Source organism: Pseudomonas sp. GYB4201, from assembly GCF_056312595.1.
Genome location: NZ_JBWGIG010000042.1, coordinates 14427 through 39701 on the forward strand (window position 1 = coordinate 14427; position 25275 = coordinate 39701).

24 protein-coding genes are annotated in these 25275 nt (G+C 66.5%); 14 read left to right on the forward strand and 10 right to left on the reverse strand.

Annotated elements, in window-relative coordinates; all coding sequences use genetic code 11:
• Window positions 1-98: 98 nt before the first annotated feature.
• The gene (locus AC0Z2B_RS27535) at window positions 99-1001 is read left to right on the forward strand and encodes a LysR family transcriptional regulator (protein WP_476300862.1); all 903 of its coding nucleotides are present in this window, start codon (window positions 99-101) and stop codon (window positions 999-1001) included.
• 24 nt (window positions 1002-1025) lie between these two features.
• On the opposite strand, the gene AC0Z2B_RS27540 is transcribed toward AC0Z2B_RS27535, so the two are convergent.
• The gene (locus AC0Z2B_RS27540; protein WP_476300864.1) at window positions 1026-1652 is read right to left on the reverse strand and encodes a hypothetical protein; all 627 of its coding nucleotides are present in this window, start codon (window positions 1650-1652) and stop codon (window positions 1026-1028) included.
• 921 nt (window positions 1653-2573) lie between these two features.
• Here AC0Z2B_RS27540 and AC0Z2B_RS27545 point away from each other — a divergent pair.
• The 4 genes from AC0Z2B_RS27545 to AC0Z2B_RS27560 all read left to right on the forward strand — a co-directional run bounded on the left by AC0Z2B_RS27545 (window position 2574) and on the right by AC0Z2B_RS27560 (window position 7293).
• Complete coding sequence (locus AC0Z2B_RS27545; RefSeq protein WP_476300865.1) at window positions 2574-3155, forward strand: sugar dehydrogenase complex small subunit; 582 nt, start codon at window positions 2574-2576, stop codon at window positions 3153-3155.
• Window positions 3152-4804 carry a GMC family oxidoreductase gene (locus AC0Z2B_RS27550; protein ID WP_476300866.1) on the forward strand — a complete coding sequence of 551 codons (1653 nt, stop codon included), beginning with the start codon at window positions 3152-3154 and terminating at the stop codon, window positions 4802-4804. The genes AC0Z2B_RS27545 and AC0Z2B_RS27550 overlap by 4 nt, the downstream gene beginning before the upstream one ends.
• 4 nt (window positions 4805-4808) lie before the next feature.
• Entirely contained in the window at window positions 4809-6239 is a 1431-nt protein-coding gene (locus AC0Z2B_RS27555) for a c-type cytochrome (RefSeq protein ID WP_476300868.1), read from the forward strand.
• A gap of 166 nt (window positions 6240-6405) precedes the next feature.
• On the forward strand, window positions 6406-7293 hold the full coding sequence (locus AC0Z2B_RS27560; RefSeq protein ID WP_476300870.1) for a LysR substrate-binding domain-containing protein: 888 nt from the start codon (window positions 6406-6408) through the stop codon (window positions 7291-7293).
• Here the strand turns inward: AC0Z2B_RS27560 and AC0Z2B_RS27565 are convergent.
• Window positions 7286-8206, reverse strand: coding sequence for a cupin (locus AC0Z2B_RS27565; RefSeq protein WP_476300872.1), 921 nt, complete (start codon window positions 8204-8206; stop codon window positions 7286-7288). The genes AC0Z2B_RS27560 and AC0Z2B_RS27565 overlap by 8 nt on opposite strands.
• Before the next feature lie 189 nt (window positions 8207-8395).
• Here AC0Z2B_RS27565 and AC0Z2B_RS27570 point away from each other — a divergent pair, with 189 nt between their 5' ends.
• Window positions 8396-8947 (forward strand): cysteine hydrolase family protein, encoded by a 552-nt coding sequence (locus AC0Z2B_RS27570; protein ID WP_476300874.1) that lies wholly within the window; start codon window positions 8396-8398, stop codon window positions 8945-8947.
• 40 nt (window positions 8948-8987) lie between these two features.
• Window positions 8988-9935, forward strand: a complete 948-nt coding sequence (locus AC0Z2B_RS27575; RefSeq protein WP_476300876.1) for a GlxA family transcriptional regulator — start codon at window positions 8988-8990, stop codon at window positions 9933-9935.
• 26 nt (window positions 9936-9961) lie between these two features.
• On the opposite strand, the gene AC0Z2B_RS27580 is transcribed toward AC0Z2B_RS27575, so the two are convergent.
• Window positions 9962-10603, reverse strand: a complete 642-nt coding sequence (locus AC0Z2B_RS27580) for an HD domain-containing protein (protein ID WP_473003228.1) — start codon at window positions 10601-10603, stop codon at window positions 9962-9964.
• Window positions 10604-10718: 115 nt separating this feature from the next.
• Between AC0Z2B_RS27580 and AC0Z2B_RS27585 the strand changes: the two genes are divergently transcribed.
• The 3 genes from AC0Z2B_RS27585 to AC0Z2B_RS27595 all read left to right on the forward strand — a co-directional run bounded on the left by AC0Z2B_RS27585 (window position 10719) and on the right by AC0Z2B_RS27595 (window position 13330).
• Complete coding sequence (locus tag AC0Z2B_RS27585) at window positions 10719-11693, forward strand: GlxA family transcriptional regulator (RefSeq protein ID WP_476300877.1); 975 nt, start codon at window positions 10719-10721, stop codon at window positions 11691-11693.
• A gap of 132 nt (window positions 11694-11825) precedes the next feature.
• Entirely contained in the window at window positions 11826-12602 is a 777-nt protein-coding gene (locus AC0Z2B_RS27590) for a class I SAM-dependent methyltransferase (protein WP_476300879.1), read from the forward strand.
• Window positions 12599-13330 (forward strand): alpha/beta hydrolase, encoded by a 732-nt coding sequence (locus AC0Z2B_RS27595; RefSeq protein ID WP_476300881.1) that lies wholly within the window; start codon window positions 12599-12601, stop codon window positions 13328-13330. The genes AC0Z2B_RS27590 and AC0Z2B_RS27595 overlap by 4 nt, the downstream gene beginning before the upstream one ends.
• 63 nt (window positions 13331-13393) lie before the next feature.
• Here AC0Z2B_RS27595 and AC0Z2B_RS27600 read toward each other — a convergent pair whose 3' ends face one another.
• From AC0Z2B_RS27600 to AC0Z2B_RS27610, 3 genes are read right to left on the reverse strand one after another with little or no spacing between them, the layout of a single operon-like run.
• Complete coding sequence (locus AC0Z2B_RS27600) at window positions 13394-14827, reverse strand: MFS transporter (protein ID WP_476300883.1); 1434 nt, start codon at window positions 14825-14827, stop codon at window positions 13394-13396.
• Window positions 14828-14884: 57 nt separating this feature from the next.
• Window positions 14885-15700 (reverse strand): shikimate dehydrogenase, encoded by an 816-nt coding sequence (gene aroE, locus AC0Z2B_RS27605; RefSeq protein WP_473003221.1) that lies wholly within the window; start codon window positions 15698-15700, stop codon window positions 14885-14887.
• Between the two features lie 24 nt (window positions 15701-15724).
• A complete protein-coding gene (locus tag AC0Z2B_RS27610; protein WP_476300885.1) occupies window positions 15725-16489 on the reverse strand; it encodes a glucose 1-dehydrogenase in 765 nt (254 codons plus the stop codon).
• A 127-nt stretch (window positions 16490-16616) separates the two neighbouring features.
• Here AC0Z2B_RS27610 and AC0Z2B_RS27615 point away from each other — a divergent pair, with 127 nt between their 5' ends.
• Window positions 16617-17495, forward strand: coding sequence for a LysR substrate-binding domain-containing protein (locus tag AC0Z2B_RS27615; RefSeq protein WP_476300886.1), 879 nt, complete (start codon window positions 16617-16619; stop codon window positions 17493-17495).
• Between the two features lie 123 nt (window positions 17496-17618).
• Here the strand turns inward: AC0Z2B_RS27615 and msrB are convergent, their stop codons facing one another.
• A complete protein-coding gene (msrB, locus tag AC0Z2B_RS27620; protein ID WP_473003217.1) occupies window positions 17619-18131 on the reverse strand; it encodes a peptide-methionine (R)-S-oxide reductase MsrB in 513 nt (170 codons plus the stop codon).
• A 193-nt stretch (window positions 18132-18324) separates the two neighbouring features.
• On the opposite strand from msrB, the gene AC0Z2B_RS27625 reads away from it, so the two are divergent.
• The 3 genes from AC0Z2B_RS27625 (at window position 18325) to AC0Z2B_RS27635 (ending at window position 21337) form a co-directional block, all read left to right on the forward strand.
• Window positions 18325-19596, forward strand: coding sequence for a sensor domain-containing phosphodiesterase (locus tag AC0Z2B_RS27625; protein WP_476300889.1), 1272 nt, complete (start codon window positions 18325-18327; stop codon window positions 19594-19596).
• A 184-nt stretch (window positions 19597-19780) separates the two neighbouring features.
• Window positions 19781-20344: a hypothetical protein gene (locus tag AC0Z2B_RS27630; RefSeq protein ID WP_476300891.1), complete on the forward strand. Its 564-nt coding sequence runs from the start codon at window positions 19781-19783 to the stop codon at window positions 20342-20344.
• Window positions 20345-21034: 690 nt separating this feature from the next.
• Complete coding sequence (locus AC0Z2B_RS27635) at window positions 21035-21337, forward strand: hypothetical protein (protein ID WP_476300893.1); 303 nt, start codon at window positions 21035-21037, stop codon at window positions 21335-21337.
• A gap of 246 nt (window positions 21338-21583) precedes the next feature.
• Here the strand turns inward: AC0Z2B_RS27635 and AC0Z2B_RS27640 are convergent, their stop codons facing one another.
• The 3 genes from AC0Z2B_RS27640 to AC0Z2B_RS27650 are packed head-to-tail and all read right to left on the reverse strand — an operon-like array spanning window position 21584 to window position 25275.
• Window positions 21584-23179, reverse strand: coding sequence for an ABC transporter ATP-binding protein (locus tag AC0Z2B_RS27640; protein ID WP_476300894.1), 1596 nt, complete (start codon window positions 23177-23179; stop codon window positions 21584-21586).
• 1 nt (window position 23180) lies between these two features.
• Window positions 23181-24200: an ABC transporter permease gene (locus tag AC0Z2B_RS27645; protein ID WP_416425319.1), complete on the reverse strand. Its 1020-nt coding sequence runs from the start codon at window positions 24198-24200 to the stop codon at window positions 23181-23183.
• A gap of 1 nt (window position 24201) precedes the next feature.
• On the reverse strand, window positions 24202-25275 hold the full coding sequence (locus AC0Z2B_RS27650; protein ID WP_416425318.1) for a microcin C ABC transporter permease YejB: 1074 nt from the start codon (window positions 25273-25275) through the stop codon (window positions 24202-24204).

Sequence of the window (25275 nt, forward strand, 5' to 3'; positions counted from 1 at the left end):
GGGCGAAGTCCTGTGGGTTAGGTGCAACCACCATAGGCGCGGCGCATTGCCCGGACTAGCGGTACAATTGTGGATGAATCATTGAGTGAATCAGGACAATGAAAACCTCCGGCCTTGCCGAACTCGAAGCCGTGCTGGCCGTGGCCCGCCACCGCAGCTTCCGTGCTGCCGCCCAGGACCTGGGCCTGTCCACCTCGGCGCTCAGCTACGCGGTGGCCGGCCTGGAAGCGCGCCTGGGCGTGCGCCTGTTCAACCGCACCACGCGCAGTGTGTCGCTGTCCCAGGCGGGCGCGCAGTTCGTCGACAGCGTGGCGCCGGCGCTATCGACCATTCGTGACGCCATCGACCAGGCCGGCAGCCTGGGCGCCACGCCGTCCGGCACCCTGCGCCTGAACACCTCGGCGGGCGCGGCGCGGCAGGTGATGCCAGTGCTCATCGACTTCCTGCAGCGCTACCCGGCCATGCACCTGGACCTGGTGACCGAAGGGCGGCTGGTGGACATCGTCGCCGACGGCTTCGACGCCGGCATCCGCCTCAACGACATCGTGCCCCAGGACATGATCGCCGTGCCGTTCGGCGACCGGCAACGCTTTGCCGTGGTCGGCAGCCCGGCGTATTTCGCCCGCCACGCGGCACCCCGGACGCCGTTGGAACTCCATCAGCACCGCTGCATCCGCGCGCGCCTGCCCAGCGGCCTGCTGTATCACTGGGAGTTCGAGCGTTTCGGTGAAACCCTGCGCATCAACGGCGAGGGCGCCGTGACCCTGGATGAGCCGGAATTGATGTTGGCGGCAGCGCGGGCAGGGCTGGGCCTGGCCTACCTGACCGAATGGAACGTGGCCGCGGACCTGGCCGCCGGCACGCTGGTGCGGGTGCTGGAAGAGTGGACGCCACCGCTCGATGGCCTGTGCCTGTACTACCCGGGGCGGCGGCATGCGCCGGCGGGGCTGCGCGCGCTGATCCAGGTGATCCGCGAGCACGCGGAGGCGCGGCGGGCCTGAACTGCCCGGCCGCCGCGCACGGGGTCACGCCAGTTCGGACTTGATCATGGCGATCTTGGTATTGATGTCCTGCTGCGCTACCTGGGCCTTTTCCTTGGTCAGGTCCGCCACCTTCTTGTCGACTTCGGCTTTTTGCTCCGGCGTCATGGCGTCGTACTCTTCCTTGGTCACCCCGGTCAGCTGCTGGCGGGCTTTTTCCGCGTCGCTCTGGCTCATGTAGTCCGAGAACTCCTGGGCGGCGGAGGACGCGGTGGTGGTGCTGCTGCCCGACAGGTCGGAGGCGGCAATGGCCACGCTGGCCGAATTGGCCTGCGAGTCCGACGTGGCGGCGGTGCTGGTCGCCGTGCCGCTGTTGTCCGCTGCCGCCACGGCCGAAGCCACCGACGCCGTCGCCGCCTGGGTGGCGGTGGCGTCGTCGACGGTGCTGGCCATCGCTGCCTTCAGATTCACCATCATCCGGGCGAAGGCTTCGTCGTACGAAGAGCTGTCGGTGCTGGACTGCGACGACGAATCGGTGCTGCTCGACGTCGCCGCTACCGGCGTGGCCGAGGTGGCGATCGTGGTGTATTGATCCGGCTGCTGCGACGACAGCGACGCAATAGCCGGCGTGACGGTTGTTGCGGTGGTGCGGTTGGTACTGTTGATAATCACCGTTCACCTCCTGTTGAGTGTAGGTGGTGGGGATTTACAGCAAGATGGGTGCCAGGGGCTGGGGCAGGGCGCAAAGGCCAATGAATACGGGGCTTGCGCTTGCGCAACGGGCATGCGAACCGCCAAGTGGGGCGGCAGAAGCTGGCCGTTGCCGAACAGGGATTGCCGCCGGTGGGCCGCGCCATTCTTGGTGGCCTCTTGGCTGCGCTACTTATGTAGCGCCATACACCAAGGCTGGCGACACCAATCCCACAGGCCATGGCACGTTGCAACAAATGTAGATGCTGCCGCCAGGCTGCGTCGCGCCGCGCGGGCGGCGCTCGGTCTTGAGGACGCCGGAGAGGCAATGGCATGCGCCTGGTGGCCTTGATGCAATTTTGCGACCGGCCGCCGGGGCCCCCCGCAAAAGTCCGCGTAGCCGCTGCCGTCAGGCTGCGCTGGCCCTGCGCCTCGCTGTAGATCTCCAGTGCACACGAAGGCAGCAGCTACGGGACCGCGGTGTGGCGTGCAGGTGCAGGTCTTGGGTGTTTTGGTGCGCTTGAGATCGAGCGCCGCCCGCGCGGCGCGACGCAGCCTGGCGGCAGCATCTACATTTGTTGCAACGTGCCATGGCCTGATGGATCGGCGTTGGTGGCCTTGGCGCATGGCCTAAGACCGATGGGTGCAATTGTTACGCCTTTGAAAACAATGTTTTACAGAATATGTAACCAAATCTTTCCTGGCCTGATGGCACTTTCCTATACACTCGCGACACTCTGCCGCACACAACCGCGCGGCAGCTGGCTGGATGCCACCTCACACCCCAAGGACGACCTGCCCGGAGACCCGTGCAGGTTTTTTTTGGTGTGTGTCTGAAACCGGTTTCAGACCAGATAAAACAGAGCTCGACGCAGCCGTGCACTGCCTGACAGGAAAAAAACCATGCAACCCCTTGATCCCGATCCTTCGCAACCTTCCCCGTGGCATGCGCCGCTCAAACGCCGCACCGTGCTGACCGCCCTGGCGGTGGCCGCCGTGCAGGCCGGCATGGCCAGCACCCTAGGCTGGTCGCCGCTGGCGCTGGCCGATGGGCCGGACGTGGACGCGCAAGGCTTCTTCACCGTGTCCCAGGTGCTGACCGGTTACGACGACCTCGACCCGCTGATTGCCGGGCGCATTGCTCGCGCGCTGATTGCCAAGCAGCCGGCCATGGCCGGTTCGCTGGCGGCGTTGTGCAAGCTGGCGGCCGTGCCGGCCAACCGTGACAGCGCCGAAGCGCTGCTGGCCGCGGCGAAGGGGATCAACGAGGGTGACGCCGCGCTGGCCGTGGTGGCCGCCTGGTTCAAGGGCACCGTTGGCCATGGCCAGGACGCGGTGCTGATTACTTACAAGGATGCGCTGATGTACCGCCCCGCCAGTGACGGGCTGATCGTGCCCACCTACTGCGGCAACGGCCCGCTGTGGTGGACCGCCGCGGTACCTGACGCGAACGCATCCATCTATGGCCCGAGGAACGCAGCATGAGAAAGCCCGTATTTGACGCCAATGGCGACGTGACCGCCGACGTGGTGGTGGTAGGTTCCGGCGTGGCCGGGGCGCTGATCGCCAACCAGCTGGTGGCCGAAGGGCACTCGGTGCTGATCCTCGAAGCGGGCCTGCGCATCCAGCGCGCCCAGGCCGTGGAGAACTGGCGCAACATGCCGTTCGACAACCGCATCGGCTCCGACTTCCAGGGCCTGTACCCGCAGGCCGAGCACGCGCCGGCGCCGCTGTACTTCCCGAAGAACAACTACGTGGGCCTCAGCGGCCCGAGCGGCAGCAGCTTCCAGCAGGGCTACCTGCGCACCCTGGGCGGCACCACCTGGCACTGGGCGGCGTCGTGCTGGCGCCACCTGCCGGTGGACATGCGCATGCAGTCCGAATACGGCGTGGGCCGCGACTGGCCCATCAGCTATGACGAGCTGGAACCCTATTACTGCCGTGCCGAGGAAGCCATGGGCGTGGCAGGCCCCAGCGATCCGGACATGCAGAGCCCGCGCGAGCGCAGCCAGCCATACCCCATGGACATGGTGCCGTGGGGCTACGGCGACAAGCGTTTCGCCGAGGTGGTCAACGCCCACGGCTACAACCACATCCCCATTCCCCAGGGCCGCAGCACGCGCCCGTGGAAAGGCCGGCCGACCTGCTGTGGCAACAACAACTGCCAGCCGATCTGCCCGATCGGTGCCATGTACAACGCCATCCACACCATCGAGGAAGCCGAGCGCAATGGCGCCCTGGCGCTGACCGAGGCGGTGGTCTACAAGATCGACACCGACGAGGGCAACCGCGTCACCGCCGTGCACTGGCTGAGCCCCGACGGCAAGTCGCACAAGGCCAGCGGCAAGGTCTTCGCCCTGGCCTGCAACGCCCTGGAAACCCCGCGCCTGTTGCTGCTGGCAGCCAACGAGCGCAACCCGCACGGCATTGCCAACTCCTCCGACCAGGTGGGGCGCAACATGATGGACCACTCCGGCTTCCACTGCTCGTTCATTGCCAACGAGCCGCTGTGGATCGGCCGCGGCCCGGCGCAGAGCAGCTGCATCGTCGGCCCGCGTGACGGCGAGTTCCGCTCCAAGTACTCGGCCAACAAGATGATCCTCAACAACATCACCCAGGTCGCCAAGGCCACCGAGCAGGCCCTGGCCATGGGCCTGGTGGGCAAGGCGCTGGAGGCCGAGATCCGCCGCCGTTCCACCCACGGCGTCGACCTGTCGATCAGCCTGGAGCCGTTGCCGGACCCCAACAACCGCCTGACCCTGAGCACCACCCGCAAGGACCCCCACGGCCTGGCCTGCCCGGACATCTACTACGACGTCGGCGACTACGTACGCAAGGGCGCCGAGGCGGCGCATGCGCAGCTGGAACACATCGGCAGCCTGTTCGGCGCCACCGAGTTCAACATCACCACCAGCCTCAACGCCAACAACCACATCATGGGCGGCACCATCATGGGCAAGGACCCGCGCGATTCGGTGGTGAACGGCGACTGCCGCACCCACGACCACGCCAACCTGTGGCTGCCCGGTGGCGGCGCCATGGCTTCGGCCAGTGTCGTCAACACCACCTTGACCATGGCGGCGCTGGCGATCAAGGCCGCCGACGACATGAGCAAAGCACTGGCGCGGGGTTGAGCGAATGACTTTCTCGATCAAAGCCCACCTGCTGGTGGCACTGCTGGCGGCCAGTGGCCTGGCCCAGGCTGAAGAAACCGTACCGGCGCCGGCAGTCACGCCGGTGGGCGGCGTGCTGTCCCAGGAAGAGCAGGGCCGCCGCCTGGCGGTGGCCGGCGACTGCATGGCCTGCCACACCGTGCCCGACAGCGGCAAATCGTTCGCCGGCGGCTACGCGATCAACTCGCCGTTCGGCTCGATCTACTCCACCAACATCACGCCGTCGAAAACGGCCGGCATCGGCCACTACACCGAGGCGCAGTTCGCCCATGCGGTGCGCGACGGCGTGCGCGCCGATGGCAGCTACCTGTACCCGGCCATGCCGTACACCTCCTACGTGCACATGAGCGACAGTGACGTGGCGGCCCTTTATGCCTACTTCATGCACGCGGTGCAGCCGGTGGACACCCCGGCGCCGACCACGGCGCTGAACTTCCCGTTCAACATCCGCCTGTCCATGGCCGGCTGGAACCTGCTGTTCCTCGACAGCCGCACCGCCACGCCAGCACCCATGCCCACCCCGGAACTGGTGCGCGGCGAGTACCTGACCAACACCCTGGAGCACTGCGGCGCCTGCCACACCCCGCGCAACCCGCTGATGGCCGAGATCAAGGACAAGGCCCTGTCCGGCGGCATGGTGGGGCCTTGGTACGCACCCAACATCACCTCCGACAAGGTCAGCGGCATCGGCGGCTGGAGCAACGACGAGCTGGTGCAATACCTGCGCACCGGCCACGCCGAGGGCAAGAACCAGGCCGCCGGCGGCATGGCCGAGGCTGTGCAGAACAGCCTGCAGTTCCTGCCCGACAGCGACCTGGCGGCCATCGCCGCCTACCTGAAAAGCACTGCGCCGGTGCGCAGCGAAGGCGAAGTGCGCCCCGCCTACGAGTTCGGCGCCAAGCACAGCGGCGAAGACCAGGTGCGCGGCACGGCCCCGTCCAATGCCCATGACAGCGTGAAGACCGGCGCCCAGCTGTACAGCGGCTACTGCGCCAGCTGCCACCAGCCGGGCGGGCAGGGCAGTGCCAACCAGGCCTACCCGTCCCTGTTCCACAACACCGCCACCGGCATGGCCAACTCGGCCAACCTGATCGCCGCGATTCTCTACGGCGTCGACCGCCAGGAAGCCGGGCACCATGTGCTGATGCCCCGTTTCGACGAGGTCAGCTACGTGGCGCAGTTGAACGACCAGCAGGTCGCCGACATCGCCAACTACGTGCTGCGCAACTTCGGCAACCCGTCCCACGAGATCAGCGCCCATGACGTGATGATTGCGCGCCAGGGCGGCGAGAAGCCGTTGCTGGCGGTGGTGCAGCCGTACATTGTGCCGGCGATGGTGATTGCGGTGCTGGTGCTGCTGGGCCTGATAGTCCTTTGGCGCCGCCGCAATCGTTGATTCCGAACCAACCGCAATCCCGTAGCCGCTGCCGCAGGCTGCGCTGGCCCCACGCCACGCTGGGGATGTGCAGCGTAAACGATGGCCAGCGCAGCCTGGCGGCCGCGGCTACGGGGGCCGGGTGGTGTATTATCCAGATGCCAACCCCGGCTGATGGGAATTGCCCGTGGATTACTTCGCCGCACTCACCGCCTTCGTCGAGGCCGCCGACGGCAACAACTTCTCCCGCGCCGCCGAACGCCTGAATATCAAGGCGTCGACGGTGTCGCGCTACATCAAGGAGCTGGAGCACGACCTGGGCATTGCCCTGTTCAACCGCTCCACTCGCACCCTGCATCTGACCGAGGGCGGCCAGACCTTCCTGCACCATGCCCGCCGCGTGCTGGCGGAACTGGACCAGGCGCGCGCCGCCACCTCGGCGCTCAACCAGCAACCGCGCGGCCTGCTCAAGGTCAGCGTGCCACCGGCCTTCTCCCGCCACCATGTGCTGCCCTGGCTGGGCGACTTCCTGCAGCGCTACCCGGACATTCGCGTGGAGCTGGTGCTGGACGAGGCGCGGGTCAACCTGATCGACGCCGGCATGGACCTGGCGATCCGCATCGGCACCTTGCCCGACTCTGGCCTCAAGGCGCGCCGAATCGCCGATCAGCAGTGGGTGCTATGCGCGGCCAAGGGCTTCGCCGCGCCACCGACAGCCCCGGCAGCGCTGGGTGATTTCCCGGCGATACTGGGCAGCCGTGAGGAAGTGGTGCTGCGCAAGGGCGACCAGCACGCGACGGTCACCCTGCAAGGCGCGCTGCGCCTTAATGACCTGGACGCCCGGCGCCTGGCCGCCGAGCAGGGCCTGGGCGTGGCCCTGCTGCCGCTGTGGCTGGCCGCCGACGGCCTGCGCAGCGGCGCCCTGCAACGCTGGCTGCCAGACTGGCAGGTCGCCGACGCCGAGGCGGCGTTGTGGTTCGTCTACCCGCCCAAGCGCATCGTCTCGTCGAAGGTGCGCAGCTTCATCGACTTCATGCTCGAGCGCATCGGCACGCCGCCGTACTGGCTCAGCTGAAGCGGATGTCCAGGGCGCGCAGGTGGGTCTGCAGGCCGGCGTCCTGGATCGGGATCAGGTAGGCCTCGCGCCCCGACTCGTTGTAGTGGGCGTGCCAGTAGCCGGGCGGGGTGACGAAGGCCAGGCCCGGGGTCCAGTCCACGCGGGTGGGGTTGCGGATCTGGCCGTCGTCGTCCAGCTCGGTGCCCACCAGGGTGTAGCAACCTTGGGGCGCATCGATGATGAAATCCAGGGCGATGGACTGGTGGCGATGGGGCTTCTGCACCGAACCCGCCGGCAGAATGCCGTACATGGCCCACAACACGTGGGTGACGGTGCGGGTCTGGGGAAAGTGGCGGTTGCCCAGCAGGATGCTGATGCGGCTGCGGTCCTGGGCGCGCGGGTCATCGGCAGCCTCGCGCAGCTTGGTGTTGGCCACCTCGGCGGGGTACAGGGTGGCGGTGAAGCGATCCTCGGCCGGGCGCACGCCCAGGTAGCGCAGCAGCGGCTCATCGTGCACGTAGTAGAAGCGGCTGTCCGCGCGGGCGGTCAGCACGGTGGGCTGCAGGCCGGGCAGGGCGATGAAGCAGCCGGTGTTCCAGGCGAACTGGCTGTCGCCCTGCTGCAACTGGCCGTCGCCGGCAATCACGTACAGCACCTGGGAGGTGGCAGTGGGCGCCAGGCGCAGGCTGTCGCCGGCGTTCAGGCGAATGAAATGGGCGCACAGGCCGGGGCCGGTGGCCGGCCCCTGGCAGCCCAGCGCCTCGCTGAGGTCCAGCGGCACCACCCGCGACGGGCCGTCGGCGCACAGGGCGGCGGGGAAGCTGTGGTAGGGCACGCGGCTGATCAGCTTGGCGCTGATGGGGTTGGCCGCCTTGCTGTACTCGAAGTACTCGGCGTCCAGGGTGGCATCGGGCTTCACGGCGCTGTTCATGGGCATGGCTCTTGTTGTGAGGAAGTGAGGCCACTATACGAACGGCGTGCCGCGAGATTAACCGCCCGGGCGGCACAGCAGTTATGCGAAAAAGGGCGTGTCCGAAAACCCTCGGTGGTTGTCCGCTGCGCCTATCCCGCTGCCCGTCGCCAGCGCGCAAACTGGGCGCTCTTCCAAGGAGCCGTCCCCATGAGCAAGCAAGCCCTGATCCTCATCGACCTGCAGCACGATTACTTCGCCAACGGCCTGTGGCCGCTGGACAACATCGAGCCGGCCGCCGCCAATGCCGCCCGGGTCCTGGCAGCGTTCCGCCAGGCCGGCAAGCCGGTCATCCACGTGCGTCACGAATCCCTGGCGGCCGATGCGCCGTTCTTCCGCCCCGGCACCCCGGGCGCGCAGATTCACGGCGCGGTGGCCCCCGCGGCCAACGAGCCGGTGATCGTCAAACACTACCCCAACAGCTTTCGTGAGACCGAGCTGCACGCCGTGCTCGCCCAGCAGGGCATCGAGTCACTGGTGCTGGTGGGCGCCATGAGCCACATGTGCATCGAAGCCGCCGGCCGCGCGGCGGCGGACCTGGGTTATGGGGTTGCCGTGCTGCACGACGCCTGCGCCACCCGCGAACTGGTCTTCGATGGCCACACCGTACCGGCCGCCCAGGTGCACGCCGGGGCCATGGCGGCGCTGGCGTTCGGCTACGCGCAACTGCTGGCGACCGAGGCGTTCCTGGCCCAGGGCTGATATCGTGAAGGCTGCAATGCAACCCTGGAGCCCGGCGGCCATGGCCGACACACATGAAATCACCCTGCTGGTGTACCCCGGCGCCCAAGCGGCGGCCGTGCACGGGCTGGTCGACCTGTTCGCCGTGGCCAGCCGGTTGGGCCAGGCCTGCGGCCGCGCGGCCTTGCAGGTCAGCCAGTGGCAGCCTGGCGATGATGCAGCCGGCAGCCCGGCCGTGGTGGTGATACCGCCGTCGCTGGGCAGCTTGCCCAGCACCGACACCGTCGCCGCTTGCCGCCCGTGGCTGCTGCAGCAACACGCTCGCGGCGCGGTGCTGGGCGCGGTGTGCATCGGCGCGTTCCTGTTGGCCGACACAGGCCTGCTGGACGGCCGCCGCGCCACCACCCATGCCAGCCAGGCAGCGGAATTCACCGCGCGTTTTCCGGCGGTGCGGGTGCACAGCGAAGTGCCAATCATCGACGATGGCGAGCTGCTGACCAGCGCCGGCCTGATGGCCTGGACCGACCTGGGCCTGCGCCTGGTGGCGCGGTTGCTGGGGGCTGACATTGCGCGGCAGACTGCGCACTTCCTGGCGGTGGCGGCGCCGTTGCAGGGCGAGGGGTATTTCGCGCCGGTGCTGGACCACGGCGATGCACAGGTGCTGAAGCTGCAGCATTGGCTGCAGGCCAACGGCGCCCTGGGCGTGAGCGCGGCGGCCATGGCGGCCCAGGCGGGGCTTGAGGCGCGCACCTTGCTGCGACGCTTTCGCGCGGCCACCGGGTTGTCGCCCACCCAGTACTGCCAGCAGTTGCGGGTGAATACTGCGCGGGAGTTGCTGCAGTGGACCCGCGACAGCGTCGACCAGGTGGCCTGGAGCGTGGGCTACCAGGACCCGGCGACGTTCCGCATTATCTTCCGGCGCCTTACCGGCGTGGCGCCGGGGGCGTATCGGGCCAGGCTGGCGAAGGGTGGTGCGGCTGGACGCGGCCTTAGGGCCGCTGCTACGTAGCAGCGGCCGGCGGCCGCGTCCGCGATTCACGCCTTCCACGCCGACCCGCGAATCACCTCGCAGAAGTTGCCGCGCTGGAACAGCGGGTCCTTGCTGGCCAGCACGTCGGCCTTGACGTTGCCGAAGGTGGTCTCGGGCTTGTGTTTGATGCCGTCGTAGAACGCCTGGATGATGTCTTCCTTGAACTGCGCGCTGCGCGGGTGGGCGCTGACGATGGCGTCGCGTTCGGCGTCGCTGTACTGCGGGTAGGTCAGGCCCAGCACGTCCATCTCCACGCCCGCGGTCACCAGCGCCACCACCGGGTGCATGTGCTGGGGGATGCCGGGGGTGGTGTGCAGGGCGATGGCGGTCCACACGGTGTCGATGTCGTGCTGGTTGATGTGGTGGCCCTTGAGGAAGTCGCGGGCGGCGTTGGCGCCGTCCACCTCGAAGCGCTCGCAGGCGCTGCTGCATTGGTGCACCAGGCCCATGTCGTGGAACATGCAGCCGGCGTACAGCAGTTCGGCGTCGAACTTCAGCCCGCGCTTGCGGCCGGCCAGGGCGCCGAAGTAGTACACGCGGCTGGAGTGGTGAAACAGCAGGTCCGACTCGGTGTCGCGCACCAGTTCGGTGATTTCCCGCGCCATGGCGGTGTCGGGGATCTTGATGTCGTCGAGGCTGAAGGTCATGGGGTGTCTCCGCAAGCAGGGGTGGGGGTGAGGCCAGTATCAGCTGGTCGGGGTATGGCCTCAATTGGCGTAATACGTCATATACTGCCATTTCCCTTCCCAAGCGGACGCCGTCATGACTCCCGTACGCACCATCGCCGTGGTGGCCTTGCCCAACGTGCAACTGCTCGACGTCAGCGGCCCGCTGGACGTGTTCGCCGAGGCCAACCGCGAGGCCGGCCGCGAGCGCTACCGGCTGCTGCTGGTGGGCTGCGGCAGCGGCCCGGTGACCAGCTCATCGGGCACCCGGCTGCTGCCCGAGACCAGCACCGACCATGCCCTGGCCGGTATCGACACCCTGCTGGTGGCCGGCGCGCCCAATGCCCCGCACGCGCATTTCAGCCAGGCGCTGCTGGACTGGCTGCGCCTGCACGCGCCCCAGGCACGGCGCTTCGGCTCGGTGTGCACCGGGGCCTTTGCGCTGGCAGCGGCGGGGCTGCTGGACGGCCGCCGGGTGACCACCCATTGGGTGGCCGCCGCGGCGCTGGCCAGCCGTTACCCGCAGGTGCAGGTAGACGCCGACGCCATCCATGTGCGCGACGGCAAGCTGCGCACCGCCGCCGGGGTCACTGCCGGCCTGGACTTGGCGCTGGCGCTGGTGGAGGAAGACTTGGGCGAGGACATCGCCCGGCGCGTGGCCAGCCAACTGGTGATGTTTTTCAAGCGCCCCGGCGGGCAGTTGCAGTTCAGCCGCAAGGGCGAGTCGCTGCCAGCCGGGCGCTCGGCGCTGCAAGAGGTGCAGCGCTACGTGGCCGCGCACCCGGCCGAAGACCACAGCATCAAGGCCCTGGCCGAGCGCGCCGGCCTCAGCCCGCGGCACTTTGCCCGGCTGTTCCACCAAGAGGTCGGCGAAACCCCGGCCAGCTGGGTCGAGCAGGCCCGCATTCAGGCCGCCCGCGAACGCCTGGAACAGGGCCATGAAACCCCCAAGCAGGTGGCCGCCCACTGCGGCTTCGCCAACGCCGACACCCTGCGCCGCGCGTTCAGCAAGGCCGTGGGCGTAAGCCCCGCCGAGTACCGCAAGCGCTTCGCCGGCCGCAGCGCCCCGTAGCAGCTGCCGCAGGCTGCGTCATTGCCGCCACACGGTGTTTGCGGACGCCGCCTGCGGCAGCTGCTACGGGATTTGGTGTGATGCGCAGCCGCAGCCTATGATGATGCACTTCTCATCCAGCAGGGGCGCACCATGAGCATTCACCACGCCGCCGAAGGCTACGACACCCAGGCCACCGCCGACACCTACGCTCGCGGCCGCCCGGACTACCCGCCGGCGCTGGATGCCTGGCTGCGCGACACCCTGGGCCTGCACACCGGCAGCACGGTGCTGGACCTGGGCGCCGGCACCGGCAAGTTCACCCCGCGGCTGCTGGCCACCGGCGCCCGCGTGGTGGCGGTGGAACCGGTGCCGGCCATGCGCGAGAAACTGCACGCCAGCTATGGCCACGTGCAGGCGCTGGACGGCCGCGCCGACGCCATCCCGCTGCCCGATGCCTCCCTGGACGCGGTGGTGTGCGCGCAGTCGTTCCATTGGTTCGCCACCCCCGAAGCCCTGGCCGAGATCCGCCGCGTGCTCAAGCCCGGCGGCCGCCTGGGCCTGGTGTGGAACCTGCGCGACAACAGCGTGCCGTGGGTGGCGCGCCTCGATACGCTGGTCAACCACTACGAAGGCGACACGCCGCGCTACTACAGCGGCGCCTGGCGCCAGGTGTTCCCCGCGCCCGGCTTCAGCGCGTTGCAGGAAGCCCATTTTGGCAACGGCCACACCGGCAGCCCCGACACGGTGATCGTCGACCGCGTGCGCTCCACCAGTTTCATCGCCGGGCTGCCCGCTGCCCAGCGCGAAGCGGTGGACGCCCAGGTGCGCGCGTTGATCGCCAGTGAACCTCTGCTGGCCGGCAAGGCCGAAGTCACTGTCCCTTATACGACCGCTGCCTTCTGCGCAGTTAAATCGGAGACTCCATGATCAAACGAATGGCCCTTGCGCTGTTGCTGGTGTCGGGCCTGGCCCACGCCGCCGACCCTGTGCTGCACACCGACCTGCCGCTGAAATACCTGGAGCAGGCACCGACAGTCACGCGCGACAAGCCGCTGGTGATTTTCCTGCATGGCTACGGCAGCAACGAGGCCGACCTGTTCGAGCTGAAAGACTCGCTGCCCGACGGCTACACCTACCTGTCGGTGCGCGCGCCGCAGACCCTGGAAGAGGGCAGCTACCAGTGGTTCCACCGCCAGGGCGACGGCCCCTACGACGGCGTTACCGCGGACCTGGCCAGCAGCCGCCAGGCGCTCAAGGACTTCATCAGCCAGGCCGTGGCCAAGTACCACACCGACAAGTCGAAGGTGGTGCTGATCGGTTTCAGCCAGGGCGCCATCATGAATTACGAGCTGGGCCTGCGCGAACCGCAGGCGGTACGGGGCATTGCGGTGTTGAGTGGCAAGATCCTGCCGGTACTGCGCAGCGAACTGAAGCCGGACCCGGCGCTGAAGTCGCTGGCGATTTTCATCGGCCATGGCGTGGACGACCCGCAGGTGCCGTTCACCGACGCCAGCGAGGCCCAGCGCATTTTGCATGAGCTGGGCCTGGAGCCGGACTTCCACGCTTATGCCGACTTGAAACACTCCATCAGCAAGACCGAAATCGAGGACCTCAACGCCTGGCTAGGCGACGTGCTCGCCCCCCAAACCCTGTAGCAGCGGCCACAGGCCGCGTCTCGGCCCTTCCGCGCTGGTGCAGGACGCAGCCTGCGGCAGCTGCTACGGGTTAGCGGTGGCGGCGTGGTGGTGTTCTTTTACCGCTTCATCGGCCTTCGCCACTTCCCACGCGTCACGCGGTTCATCCAGGTCGCGGTTCAGGGTTTCCGGGGTCTTGAACGTGGTGTACAGCGTGGTCGCGGTCAGCAGCGCCAGGTAGCAGGCAATCGGCACCCAGGCGCCGATGCCGGCGTTGCTGTCGCCTTCATGGGTGGCCATGACCACGGCGATGATGCCAGCGCCAATCATCGGCGCGATGCCGCCGGCGATCACCGCCGACACTTCCCGCGCAATCGACACGCCCATGTAGCGGTGGCGTGAGCCAAACAGCTCGGGCATCAGCGCTGCCTGGGTGCCGAACATGCCCCAGGTACCAATGCCCAGGGCGATGGAGATGGCAACGATACTGGCGACGATATTGCCCAGGCTCAGCACCCACCACACCGGGAACGCCAGCGCCAGTTGCAGCAGGGCGAAGGCGCGGTACACCACCACGCGGCCGAAGCGGTCGCTGAGCTTGCCGGCGATGGGCACGGTCAGCGCGCCCAGGCTGGCGGCGCAGATCAGCGTCAGCACGCCCACCGGGCCCTTGAGGCCGACCACGCCGACGATGTAGCTCACCGCCAGGGCCTGGTAGATGGACGAACCGCCGTTTTCCGCCAGGCGCAGGCCGATGCCCAGCAGCAGGGTCGGTTTGGAGTGGGTCATGGCGCTTTTCAGCGGGTTGGCGCATTCACGCTTCAACGCCTTGAGGCGCACGAAGGTCGGCGACTCCTTGAGCTTGAGGCGCATGTACAGGCCCAGCGCGACGATGATCACGCTGATGAAGAACGGCACGCGCCACAGGTTGGTCTGGGTGATGTTGTCGTTGCCGCTGACCACCAGGAAATACACCAGGGCGGCCATGATGGTGCCCAACTGGATGCCCAGGAACGGTAGCGCGGCGTAGAAGCCGCGACGGCCCTTGGGCGCGTACTCGGTCATCATCACCGCCGCGCCGGCCTGCTCGGCACCGGCGCCCAGGCCTTGCAGCAGGCGCAGCACCACCAGCAGCACCGGCGCCAGGTAGCCCACCTGGTGAAAGGTGGGCAGGGCGCCGATCAGGGTGCTGGACACGCCCATCAGCAGCACCGTGGCCGAGAGCACGAACTTGCGCCCCACGCGGTCGCCGATCATGCCGAACAGCACGCCGCCCAGGGGGCGGATGGCAAAGCCGAGGAAGTAGGTGCCGAAGCTGGCGATCAGGCTCATGGCGCGGGTCTGTTCGGGGAAGAACAGCGGCCCGAAGATCAGCGCCGACGCCAGGGTGTACAGGGCGAAGTCGTAGTACTCCAGGGCGCTGCCCAGGGAACAGGCCCAGGCGGCGCGGTGCAGGTCTTTCTTCACCTGCGGGTCAACCGGTTCAGCGGTGTCGGACGGGGAGCGGGCGTGGGTCATGTTCGTTCCTCCAGGCGCCTTCATGGCGTCTTGTTATTGATAGGCAACCGGGATGGGTTACAGGTTCAACCGCTGGATTTCCTGGAGCATGGCCTGCTCCATCACATCGATGGGCGCGTCGTGGCCGGTGTACAGCTCGATCTGCCGGCACGCCTGGTGCACCAGCATGCGCGTGCCTGCCACGGTGCCGCAACCCAGGGCGCGGGCCTGGCGCAGCAGCGCGGTCTGCACCGGCATGAAGGCCACGTCCATGACGATCAGGTGGCTTTGCAGGCGGCCGTCCAGCGGGTTGCTGTCGGGCTGCTTGAAGCCCACCGAGGTGGCGTTGATGACGATGTCGAAGGCCTTGGCGTCGAAACGCTCCACCGCACCGCCCCAGCGCGCTTTCAACGACTGGGCCAGCTCGCTGCCGCGCTCGGCGCTGCGGTTGAACACGGTGACCTGGGCGCCGGCTTTCACACAGCCGTAGACCACCGCGCGGGCGGCGCCACCGGCACCGATCACGGCGATGCGCTTGTCGTTCAGGCGGGTGACTTCCTGCAGCGCGCGCACGGCGCCCAGGTAGTCGGTGTTGTAGCCGGTGAGCACGCCGTCGACGTTGTTGATGGTGTTGACCGCGCCAATCACCTGGGCCGATTCATCGATGGCGTCCAGGTGCGGCATGACCGCCTGCTTGTAGGGCATGGACACGTTCATGCCGCGCACGCCCAGGGTGCGGATGGCGCCGACGGCGGCCACCGGGTCTTCGACGCCGAAGCACACGAAGGTGTAGTCCAGGCCCAGGGCAGCGTAGGCAGCGTTGTGGATCTTCGCCGAGAGCGAGAACGGCGAACCCATGATCGAGCCGCACAGGGTAGGGAGTGATTGAGGCATGGTGGCATCCTTGGAAAAAGTGGGTCAGACGACGCTGGTCAGGCCGCCGTCGACGAACAGGGTCTGGCCGTTGATGAAGTCGGCGGCGGGCGAGGCCAGGAACACGGCGGCGCCGCACAGCTCCTCGACCTTGCCCCAGCGCCCGGCGGGGGTGCGTTTCACCAGCCAGTCGTCGAACGCCGGGTCGTCGGCCAAAGCCTGGTTCAGTTCGGTGCGGAAGTAGCCGGGGGCCAGGGCGTTGATCTGCAGGCCATGGCCGGCCCAGTCGGCGCACATGCCGCGGGTGAGCATGCGCACCGCGCCCTTGCTGGCGGCGTAGGGGGCGATGGACGGGCGGGCCAGTTCGCTCTGCACCGAGGCGATGTTGATGATCTTGCCGTGCTGGCGCGCGATCATGTGCCGGGCCACGGCCTTGGACACGTTGAACACGCCGTCGAGGTTGGTGCTCATCAGCCGGTGCCAGTCCTGGCTGCTGAAGTCCTGCAGGGCCTGGCGGTGCTGGATGCCGGCGTTGTTGACGAGAATGTCGATAGCGCCCAGGCGCTGTTCCAGGGCATCGATGGCCTGGGCGCTGGCGTCGTGGTCGGCGACGTCGAACACCGCGTATTCGGCGGCCAGGCCTTCGTCGCGCAGCAAGGCGCAGGCGGCCTGGGCGCGCTCGGCGTCGCGGCCGTTGAGCACCACCTGGGCGCCGGCCTGGGCCAAGCCGCGGGCCAGGGCCAGGCCGATGCCGCGTACCGAGCCGGTAATCAGCGCGCGCCGGCCGTCCAGGCGAAAGCTTGCTGTCATGTGAGTCTCCCGGTATTGGATTTATGGAATAGGGATGGCACTACTTTCAACCGCTATCGCCGGGGCCTGCCAATCGTTTATGGTGATGCCGTGATCACCGTTCGTGATCACCAGCAACGGAGGCTGTGTGGAACTCAAACACTTGCGGGCCTTTGCGGCCCTGGCCGAGGAACTGCATTTCGGCCGCGCGGCCGAGCGCCTGCACATCGTGCAACCGGCCTTGAGCGCGCAGATTCGCGCGCTGGAAGAGGACGTCGGCGCGCAGCTGTTCGAGCGCGACCGCCATGGCGTGGAACTGACCGAGGAGGGCGCGTTGTTCCTGCCCGAGGCCCTGGCCACCCTGCGCCAGGCCGGGCGCGCGCGCGAGGTGTTGCAACAGGCGGCGGCCGGCGAGGTGGGCGTGGTGCGCCTGGCGTTCGTGTCGTCGGTGCTGTCGCAACTGTTGCCCGACCTGGTGCGGCAGATGGAACAGCGCTACCCGCGCATCGAGCTGGAACTCAAGGACATGCCCTCGCTGCTGCAGGCCCGGGCGCTGCAGGACAACGCCCTGGATTTCGGCCTGGTGCGCCTGCCGCTGAACGTGCCCGGGGTGCACACGCGGATGCTGTTCGAGGAGTCGCTGGTGGTGGCACTGCCGGCCGCCGACCCGCTGTGCGCCCAACGCCGCCTCCAGCCCCAGGACCTGGCCGGGCGCCCGGCGCTGGTGCTGGCGCGCAAGTACGCGCCGGGGCTGCATGACCAGATGCTGGTGGGCTTTCATCGGCGCAAGGTGACGTTGACCATTGCCCGGGAGATGGGCGAGTTCACCACCTTGCTGGCGCTGGTGGCAGCGGGGTTGGGCGTGGGCATCGTGCCGGCGGGCGCGGCGTCGGCGCTGCCCGCCGGGGTGGTTACCCGGCCGCTGGCGCTGGCCATGAGCGGCGCCGGCATCGGCGTGGCCTGGACCGGCCTGGAAAGCCCGCGCAAACGGGCGCTGATGCAAGTGCTGGACGAGCTCTATCCGTAATTCCCGCATCTAATGCGATTCCCGCGCCTCCGCCCCCTTGTAGCAGCGGCCGCCAGGCCGCGTCCCAGGCGCCGCGGTAGGCCAGGTATGCCGCGGACGCAGCCTTCGGCAGCTGCTACGGGGTTATGCGGTGCCGGGGGTGAAGGCCATGGCTACGCCATTCATGCAGTAGCGCAGCCCGGTCGGCGCCGGGCCGTCGTCGAACACATGGCCCAGGTGCCCGCCGCAGCGGTGGCAATGCACCTCGTTGCGTTCCATGCCCAGGGTGGTGTCGCGGCTGACGTTGACCGCGCCCGGCAACGGCGCGGTAAAGCTCGGCCAGCCGGTGCCGCTGTCAAACTTGGCGCTGGAGGAAAACAGCGGCAGCTGGCACCCCGCGCAGGCAAAGCGGCCGCTGCGGTGTTCGTTATTCAAAGGGCTGCTGTAGGGCCGCTCGGTGCCCGCGCGGCGTAGCACGTCGAAGGCTTCGTCGCTGAGCAGCTGGTGCCACTGTTCATCGCTGTGCTGCACGGCGAAGGTCTCGCCCGGCGTGCTGTCCGCCGCCATGGCCAGGCGCATGCGGCCGCTCATCAGCGCGTAGGCGGCCAGCGAGGTCACTGCCGCGGCCTGGATCAAAAACCATCGTCTGGATTGCATGGTGGCGCTCCTGGTGGGCCGAATCATGGGGCCAGTGTCGGCCGCGGCCGTTCGCCAAGTCCTCACGCAGGGTTAAACGTTTTGTGACACCTTTCGCATTTCCCTTGCATTTCGTCAGGAAGCGCCGAGCGGTCGGCGAAATTCCGAGGTCACAGTCCTAGAATCTTGGGATCCAGGGATCAAGGAGGCCGTCATGGACATGTCAGCCACACAGCTTGCCAGCGTGGTAAGCCTGAAATCCGAGGCACCGACGGGCACGGGTTGTATCGACAAGGTGTTGCGGGCGTTGCGCACCCATCTGGGCATGGACGTGGCGTTCGTCTCGCAGTTTCGCACCAGTGACCGGGTGTTCATCCACGTCGACACCGACGGCGATGGCCCGATCCGGCCGGGCGATGCGCTGCCGCTGGACGTGGGCTACTGCCTGAAGGTGGTGGAGGGCGATTTGCCCGAGCTGATCGCCAACACCGGCGAGGTGCCCGAGGCCCTGGCCATCCCGGAAACCCTGGCACTGCCCATCGGTTCGCACATGAGCGTGCCTATTTACCTGAGCGACGGCCGGCTGTACGGCACCTTCTGCTGCTTTGGCTACAGCGCCGACAGCAGCCTGGGCCAGCGCGACCTGCTGGTGATGAAGGTGTTTGCCGAGCTGATCGCCGACCGCATCGAGGGCGACCTGACCCTGGTGCGTGACCGCGTGGCCAAGCACCGGCGCATCTCCGCGGTGCTGGCCAGCCAGCAGCCGGGCATCGTCTACCAACCGATCTTCGATTTCCAGGGCATGAGCATCTGCGGCTGGGAGTGCCTGTCGCGCTTCAACCTGGAACCGGTGCGCAGCCCGGACCAATGGTTCAAGGAAGCCGCCGAGGCCGGCTTGGGCGTGGAGCTGGAGTGTCACGCCATCGCCGCCGCCCTCAAGGGCATGGACGCGCTGCCCTCGGGCACCTACCTGACCATCAACTGCTCGCCGCAATTGATGCTCAGCGGCCGCCTGACCGACCTGCTCAGCCCGTGCCCGGCCAGCCGCCTGGTGCTGGAAATTACCGAGCACGCCATCGTCAATGACTACACCGGGCTACTCAAGGCCCTCAAGCCCCTGCGCCAGAACGGCGTGCGCGTCGCCATCGACGACGCCGGCGCCGGCTACGCCAGCATGCGCCACATCCTGCAACTGCGCCCGGACATGATCAAACTGGACATGAGCCTGACCCAGGGCATCGACCACGACCCCCAGAAACGCGCCATGGCCTCGGCGCTCATCGCCTTTGCCCGCGAGACCGGCAGCACCATCGTCGCCGAAGGGGTGGAAACCCAGTCGGAGCTGGATGCTCTGCGGTTGCTGGGGGCGAACAAGGTGCAGGGGTACCTGCTGGGGCGGCCGTTGAGCCTGATCGATGCCTTGGCGCTGGTGGAGCGGGTGGCGGTGAACAGCCTCGACGAGTCAATGGCCTCCCACGCCTCGTAGTCCTTAGTAGCAGCGGCCGCAGGCCGCGTCCAAGGGCGCCGCCCTGGCACACCGCGTTGCAAGAGTCAGCCTTCGGCAGCTTGCCACGCGGTCGCTCTGCCCATTTAATACGCGGATGCCGCCTCCCACTCCCCTTGGGACAGCAGGTCAACTTTGACAAAATCAGCACCGCATGGGTACCTGAGTGAACGATGCCAACGAGTTTTTAATTTCATGGAATGCCCCGATTGTTCCATCTGTTTCCCTTGCTGGTATTCCGCTGTGCGCTGACGCTGCAGTGGTGGATAAAATTGTGGCAAGTCGTTTGCTCTCCGAACACTCCGCTGCTTATAAATTCGATGGGGCTCCTCTGTTGAAGGGACAGTGCTTTCAACTCGATGCTAATGGGGATGGTGGTTACCTATTCTCTCTCTTTGATGAGGGTTTGATTAATAAGTTGAATGCGGGGACGCCTGCGCTCACTATTTCTATCAGGGGGGGTAAGGTTTACGCAGTAAAAGTGTATGATTTTAGTTTTCCCGGGGAGTCAGTGGGGGAGCTTGTGTATAAAGGTGTCCTGCCAGGTGGAATAGGGTTGGGGAGTTTGGTTGCTGATCTCTTGAAGTTTACAGGGTTGGAATTTGATGAGGGAGAGGAGTGGTTTTACACCGATAGTCAGTTTGGTGGGCTTGAAGTTAGCGGTTGGGGGGTGCCGCTTGCACATCACCCAGACCAAATTATTACTGCATTGTGTGTGATCGGGAGTTAGCCCCTGTACGAAGAGATGTGCCAGTTCGCAAGAATGTTATTTCAATTAATCAGTTTTTTTTCAAAGTGGGAGGGCTCTTCGGAACGGTCAGTGTTTAAGGTGGGTCTCTCTGAGGAAGATTATCGCCTCTACCATCTATTTGCCGAGCAAATAACCAGGCATTGGACTCGTGCTTTGTCAGACTGTTTTCCGGAGAAGGTTTTTCGGTTCGAAATTGCGGATGATCCCCTTGATGAGTTTGGAGTATGCCTGACATTTTGGCAGCCTTAGTTTTAATGTGCCGTTGCTGCGCCCACAATTTTTGGGGGGTGAACAATCCGTCATGCCTGGCACACCACCGCATTGCCTTACGCAGCCTGCGGCAGCGGCTACGCAGGATGTGGCGAAATGGCCGAATCTGTGGGCAGCCTAACCCCTACGCGTAGGAAGCGTCTATTATCGCCTCGCTGCCTTGTTTAGGCCGGCTGCTCTCCATACCCTCCCTTCGTCGCTGAACCCTTCAGCGATCGGGTTTGGTAGCCCGGCTCAGATCAAGGCGCGTCAGTACCGCTGCTTCATGGCGGCTGTGCGCGGGGCGCCCCTGTGCGCGCCGGGTTTCTTGATCCCCGGTCTACCAACCTGCAAACAGCCGCCACCCTATTCGTTTGGTAGCGACTCGGGACGGTTTCACCGATCAAGGAAAGCGTTTTAGTGGATAAGCTCACGTTCGATCACCCCGCTACAGAATCCCTTCAAGATCCCCGCACCGCCAGTTGTACCTTCGGCCCCCTCGACGACAACGACGAACCGCTGTTCGAGGTACGCGCAGGCGTGAAGGCGGAAACGGCGCTGGCGCAGTTGGCGTTGTTGCTCAAGTGCGCTCATGAAAGTGCGTATGAACTGACAGACAACGGCTGCGGTTGCCCGGGCCTGGTGTGGTCGGTGGTGCAGTCGGTGGAAAGCGCGCAGGCGCTGTTGGACGCCGTGTTGAAAGGCGCGACACACAACCCGTAGCCGCTGCCGCCAGGCTGCGCTGGCCGGTGTCTGGAGATTTTCCGTGAAGCGCAGGGCCAGCGCAGCCTGCGGCAGCGGCTACGCAGGGTGTGGTGGAATGGTGGAGTTTCTTCGCAACGACAAACGCCGTGTTGAAAGGCGCAGCAAACAACCCGTAGCAGCGGCCGCAGGCCGCGTCCGAGGGCGTCACGCAGTACCTGGGGCACCGCGGCGTCCCGGGACGCGGCCTTTGGCCGCTGCTACGGGTTACGCCATGAAGGCGGCTTTCAGCAGCTGTTTGGTGTAGGGGTGCTGCGGGGCTGAGAACACTTGTGCTGCGGGGCCTTGCTCCAGCACCTGGCCTGACTTGATCACCACCAACTGATGACTCAAGGCCTTGACTACTGCCAGGTCATGGCTGATGAACAGGTAGGTGAGGTTGTATTTCAGCTGCAGCGACCGCAACAGTTCCACCACCTGCCGCTGCACCGTACGGTCCAGCGCCGAGGTGGGTTCGTCCAGCAATATCAGCGCCGGCTTGAGCACCAGCGCCCGGGCGATGGCGATGCGTTGGCGTTGGCCGCCGGAGAATTCATGGGGGTAACGGTGGCGGGTGGCGGGGTCGAGGCCCACTTCCTGGAGCGCTTCGATGATGGCTTTTTCCTGCTCGGCAGGCGTGCCGATGCCGTGAATGCGCAAGCCCTCGCCAACGATCTGCGCCACGCTCATGCGCGGGCTGAGGCTACCGAACGGGTCCTGGAATACCACCTGCATCTGCCGGCGCAGGGGGCGTATCTGTTCGCGGTTGAGGCGCTCCAGCGGCTGGCCGTGGAAGCGGATGGCGCCCTGGCTTGAGATCAGCCGCAGGATGGCCAGGCCCAGGGTAGATTTGCCCGAGCCGCTTTCGCCGACGATGCCCAGGGTCTGCCCGCGCGGCAGGCTGAACTGAATGCCGTCCACGGCCTTGACGTAGTCGGTGGTGCGTTTGAACAGGCCTTTCTTGATCGGGAACCACACCTTCAGGTCGTCGACTTCCAGCATCGGCTCACCCGCCACGGTGGCGGCCGGCTCGCCGCGCGGTTCGGCGCCCAGCAGTTCGCGGGTGTAGGGGTGCTGCGGGTGGTTGAACAACTGCTCGCAGTCGCCCTGTTCAACGATGCAGCCCTGTTGCATCACGCACACCCGCTGGGCCACGCGCTTGACCAGGTTGAGGTCGTGGGTAATCAGCAGCAGGGCCATGCCCAGGCGCTGCTGCAAGGACTTGAGCAGTTCGAGGATTTTCAGCTGCACGGTGACGTCGAGGGCGGTGGTGGGCTCGTCGGCGATCAGCAGTTGCGGCTCGTTGGCCAGGGCCATGGCGATCATCACGCGCTGCCGTTGGCCGCCGGACAGCTCATGGGGCAGGGCCTTGAGGCGCTGGCGCGGCTCGGGAATGCCGACCATCTCCAGCAGCTCCAGGGTACGCGCGGTGGCGGCCTTGCCGGTGAGGCCCTTGTGCAGGCCAAGCACTTCGTTGATCTGCTTCTCGATGCTGTGCAGCGGGTTCAGCGAGGTCATGGGCTCCTGGAAGATCATGGCGATGCGGTTGCCGCGAATCTGCCGCAGGCGCTTTTCGTCCATGTGCAGCAGGTCCTGGCCCTCGTACGTCACCGTGCCGCTGGGGTGGCTGGCGATGGGGTAGGGCAGCAGGCGCAGGATGGAGTGCGCGGTAACCGACTTGCCCGAGCCGCTTTCGCCCACCAGCGCCAGGGTCTCGCCGCGGCGGATGTCGAAGTTCACGCCTTCCACCACCCGGGCCGAGCGTTCGTTGTTGTCGAATTGCACCGCCAGGTCGCGGATTTCGATCAGGTTGTCAGGGTGCATGTCATTTCCTTGGATCGAACGCGTCGCGGGCGGCTTCGCCGATGAACACCAGCAGGCTCAACATCAACGCCAGCACGGCAAAGGCGCTGATGCCAAGCCAGGGCGCCTGCAGGTTGGACTTGCCCTGGGACACCAGTTCGCCCAGCGACGGCGAGCCGGCCGGCAGGCCGAAACCCAGGAAGTCGAGGGCGGTGAGGGTGCCGATGGCGCCGGTGAGAATGAACGGCATGAAGGTCATGGTCGAGACCATGGCGTTGGGCAGGATGTGCTGGAACATGATGCTGGCGTCGCGCATGCCCAGGGCGCGGGCGGCGCGCACGTACTCCAGGTTGCGGCCGCGCAGGAACTCGGCGCGCACCACGTCCACCAGGCTCATCCACGAGAACAGCAGCATGATGCCCAGCAGCCACCAGAAGTTGGGCTGCACGAAGCTGGCCAGGATGATCAGCAGGTACAGCACCGGTAGCCCCGACCACACCTCCAGGAAACGCTGCCCGGCTAGGTCCACCCAGCCGCCGTAGAAGCCCTGCAGGGCGCCGGCGATGACGCCGACGATGGAGCTGAGGATGGTCAGGGTCAGGGCGAACAGCACCGAGATGCGGAAGCCGTAGATCACCCGCGCGAGCACGTCGCGGCCCTGATCGTCGGTGCCCAGCCAGTTCTGCGCGGAAGGTGGCGCTGGCGCCGGTACCTTGAGGTCGTAGTTGATGCTCTGGTAGCTGAACGGGATGGGCGCCCACAGGGTCCAGCTGTCCTTGGCCTTGAGCAGCTGCTGGATGTACGGGCTCTTGTAGTTGGCCTCCAGCGGGAATTCACCGCCGAAGGTGGTTTCCGGGTAGCGCTGGAACGCCGGGAAGTACCAGCTGCCGTCGTAGTGCACGGCCAAGGGCTTGTCGTTGGCGATCAGCTCGGCGCCAAGGCTGGCCACGAACAGAATCATGAACAGCCACAGCGACCACCAGCCGCGCTTGTTGGCCTTGAACCGCTGCAGGCGACGGGCGTTGAGGGGGGAAAGGCTCATCTCAGTGCTCCCGGCGTTCGAAGTCGATGCGTGGGTCGACCAGGCTGTAGGTCAGGTCGCCGATCAGTTTCACCAGCAACCCCAGCAGGGTGAAGATGAACAGGGTGCCGAAGACCACCGGGTAGTCGCGGTTCACCGCGGCCTCGAAACTCATCAGGCCGAGGCCGTCGAGGGAAAAGATCACCTCCACCAGCAAGGAACCGGTGAAGAAGATGCCGATGAACGCCGAAGGGAAGCCGGCGATCACCAGCAGCATGGCGTTGCGGAACACGTGGCCGTAGAGCACGCGGTTGTTGCTCAGGCCCTTGGCCTTGGCGGTGACCACGTACTGCTTGCCGATCTCGTCGAGGAAGCTGTTCTTGGTCAGGAAGGTCATGGTGGCGAAGTTGCCGATCACCAGGGCCGTCACCGGCAGCGCCAGGTGCCAGAAGTAATCCAGCACCTTGCCGCCCAGGCTCAGCTGGTCGAAGTTGTTGGAGGTCAGGCCGCGCAGCGGGAACCAATCCAGGTAGCTGCCGCCGGCGAACACCACGATCAGCAGGATGGCGAACAGGAACGCCGGGATGGCGTAGCCGACGATGATCGCCGAGCTGGTCCACACGTCGAAGTGGCTGCCGTGGCGGGTGGCCTTGGCGATGCCCAGGGGGATGGACACCAGGTACATGATCAGCGTGCTCCACAGCCCCAGCGAGATGGAGACCGGCATCTTCTCCAGAATCAGGTCGGTGACCTTGGCGTCGCGGAAGAAGCTGGAGCCGAAGTCGAAGTGGGCGTAGTTCTTGATCATGATCCACAGGCGCTCGCCCGCGGGCTTGTCGAAGCCGTACTGTTTTTCGATCTCCTTGATCAGCGCCGGGTCCAGGCCCTGGGCGCCACGGTAGCTGGAGCCGCCCATGGACACCTCCGAGCCGCCGCCGCTGAAGCGGCTGGTGGCGCCCTCGAAGCCTTCAAGCTTGGCGATGGCCTGCTCCACCGGGCCGCCGGGGGCGGCCTGGATGATCAGGAAGTTGATGATCAGGATGCCGAACAGCGTCGGGATGATCAGCAGCAGGCGCTTGCAGATATAGGCCAGCAT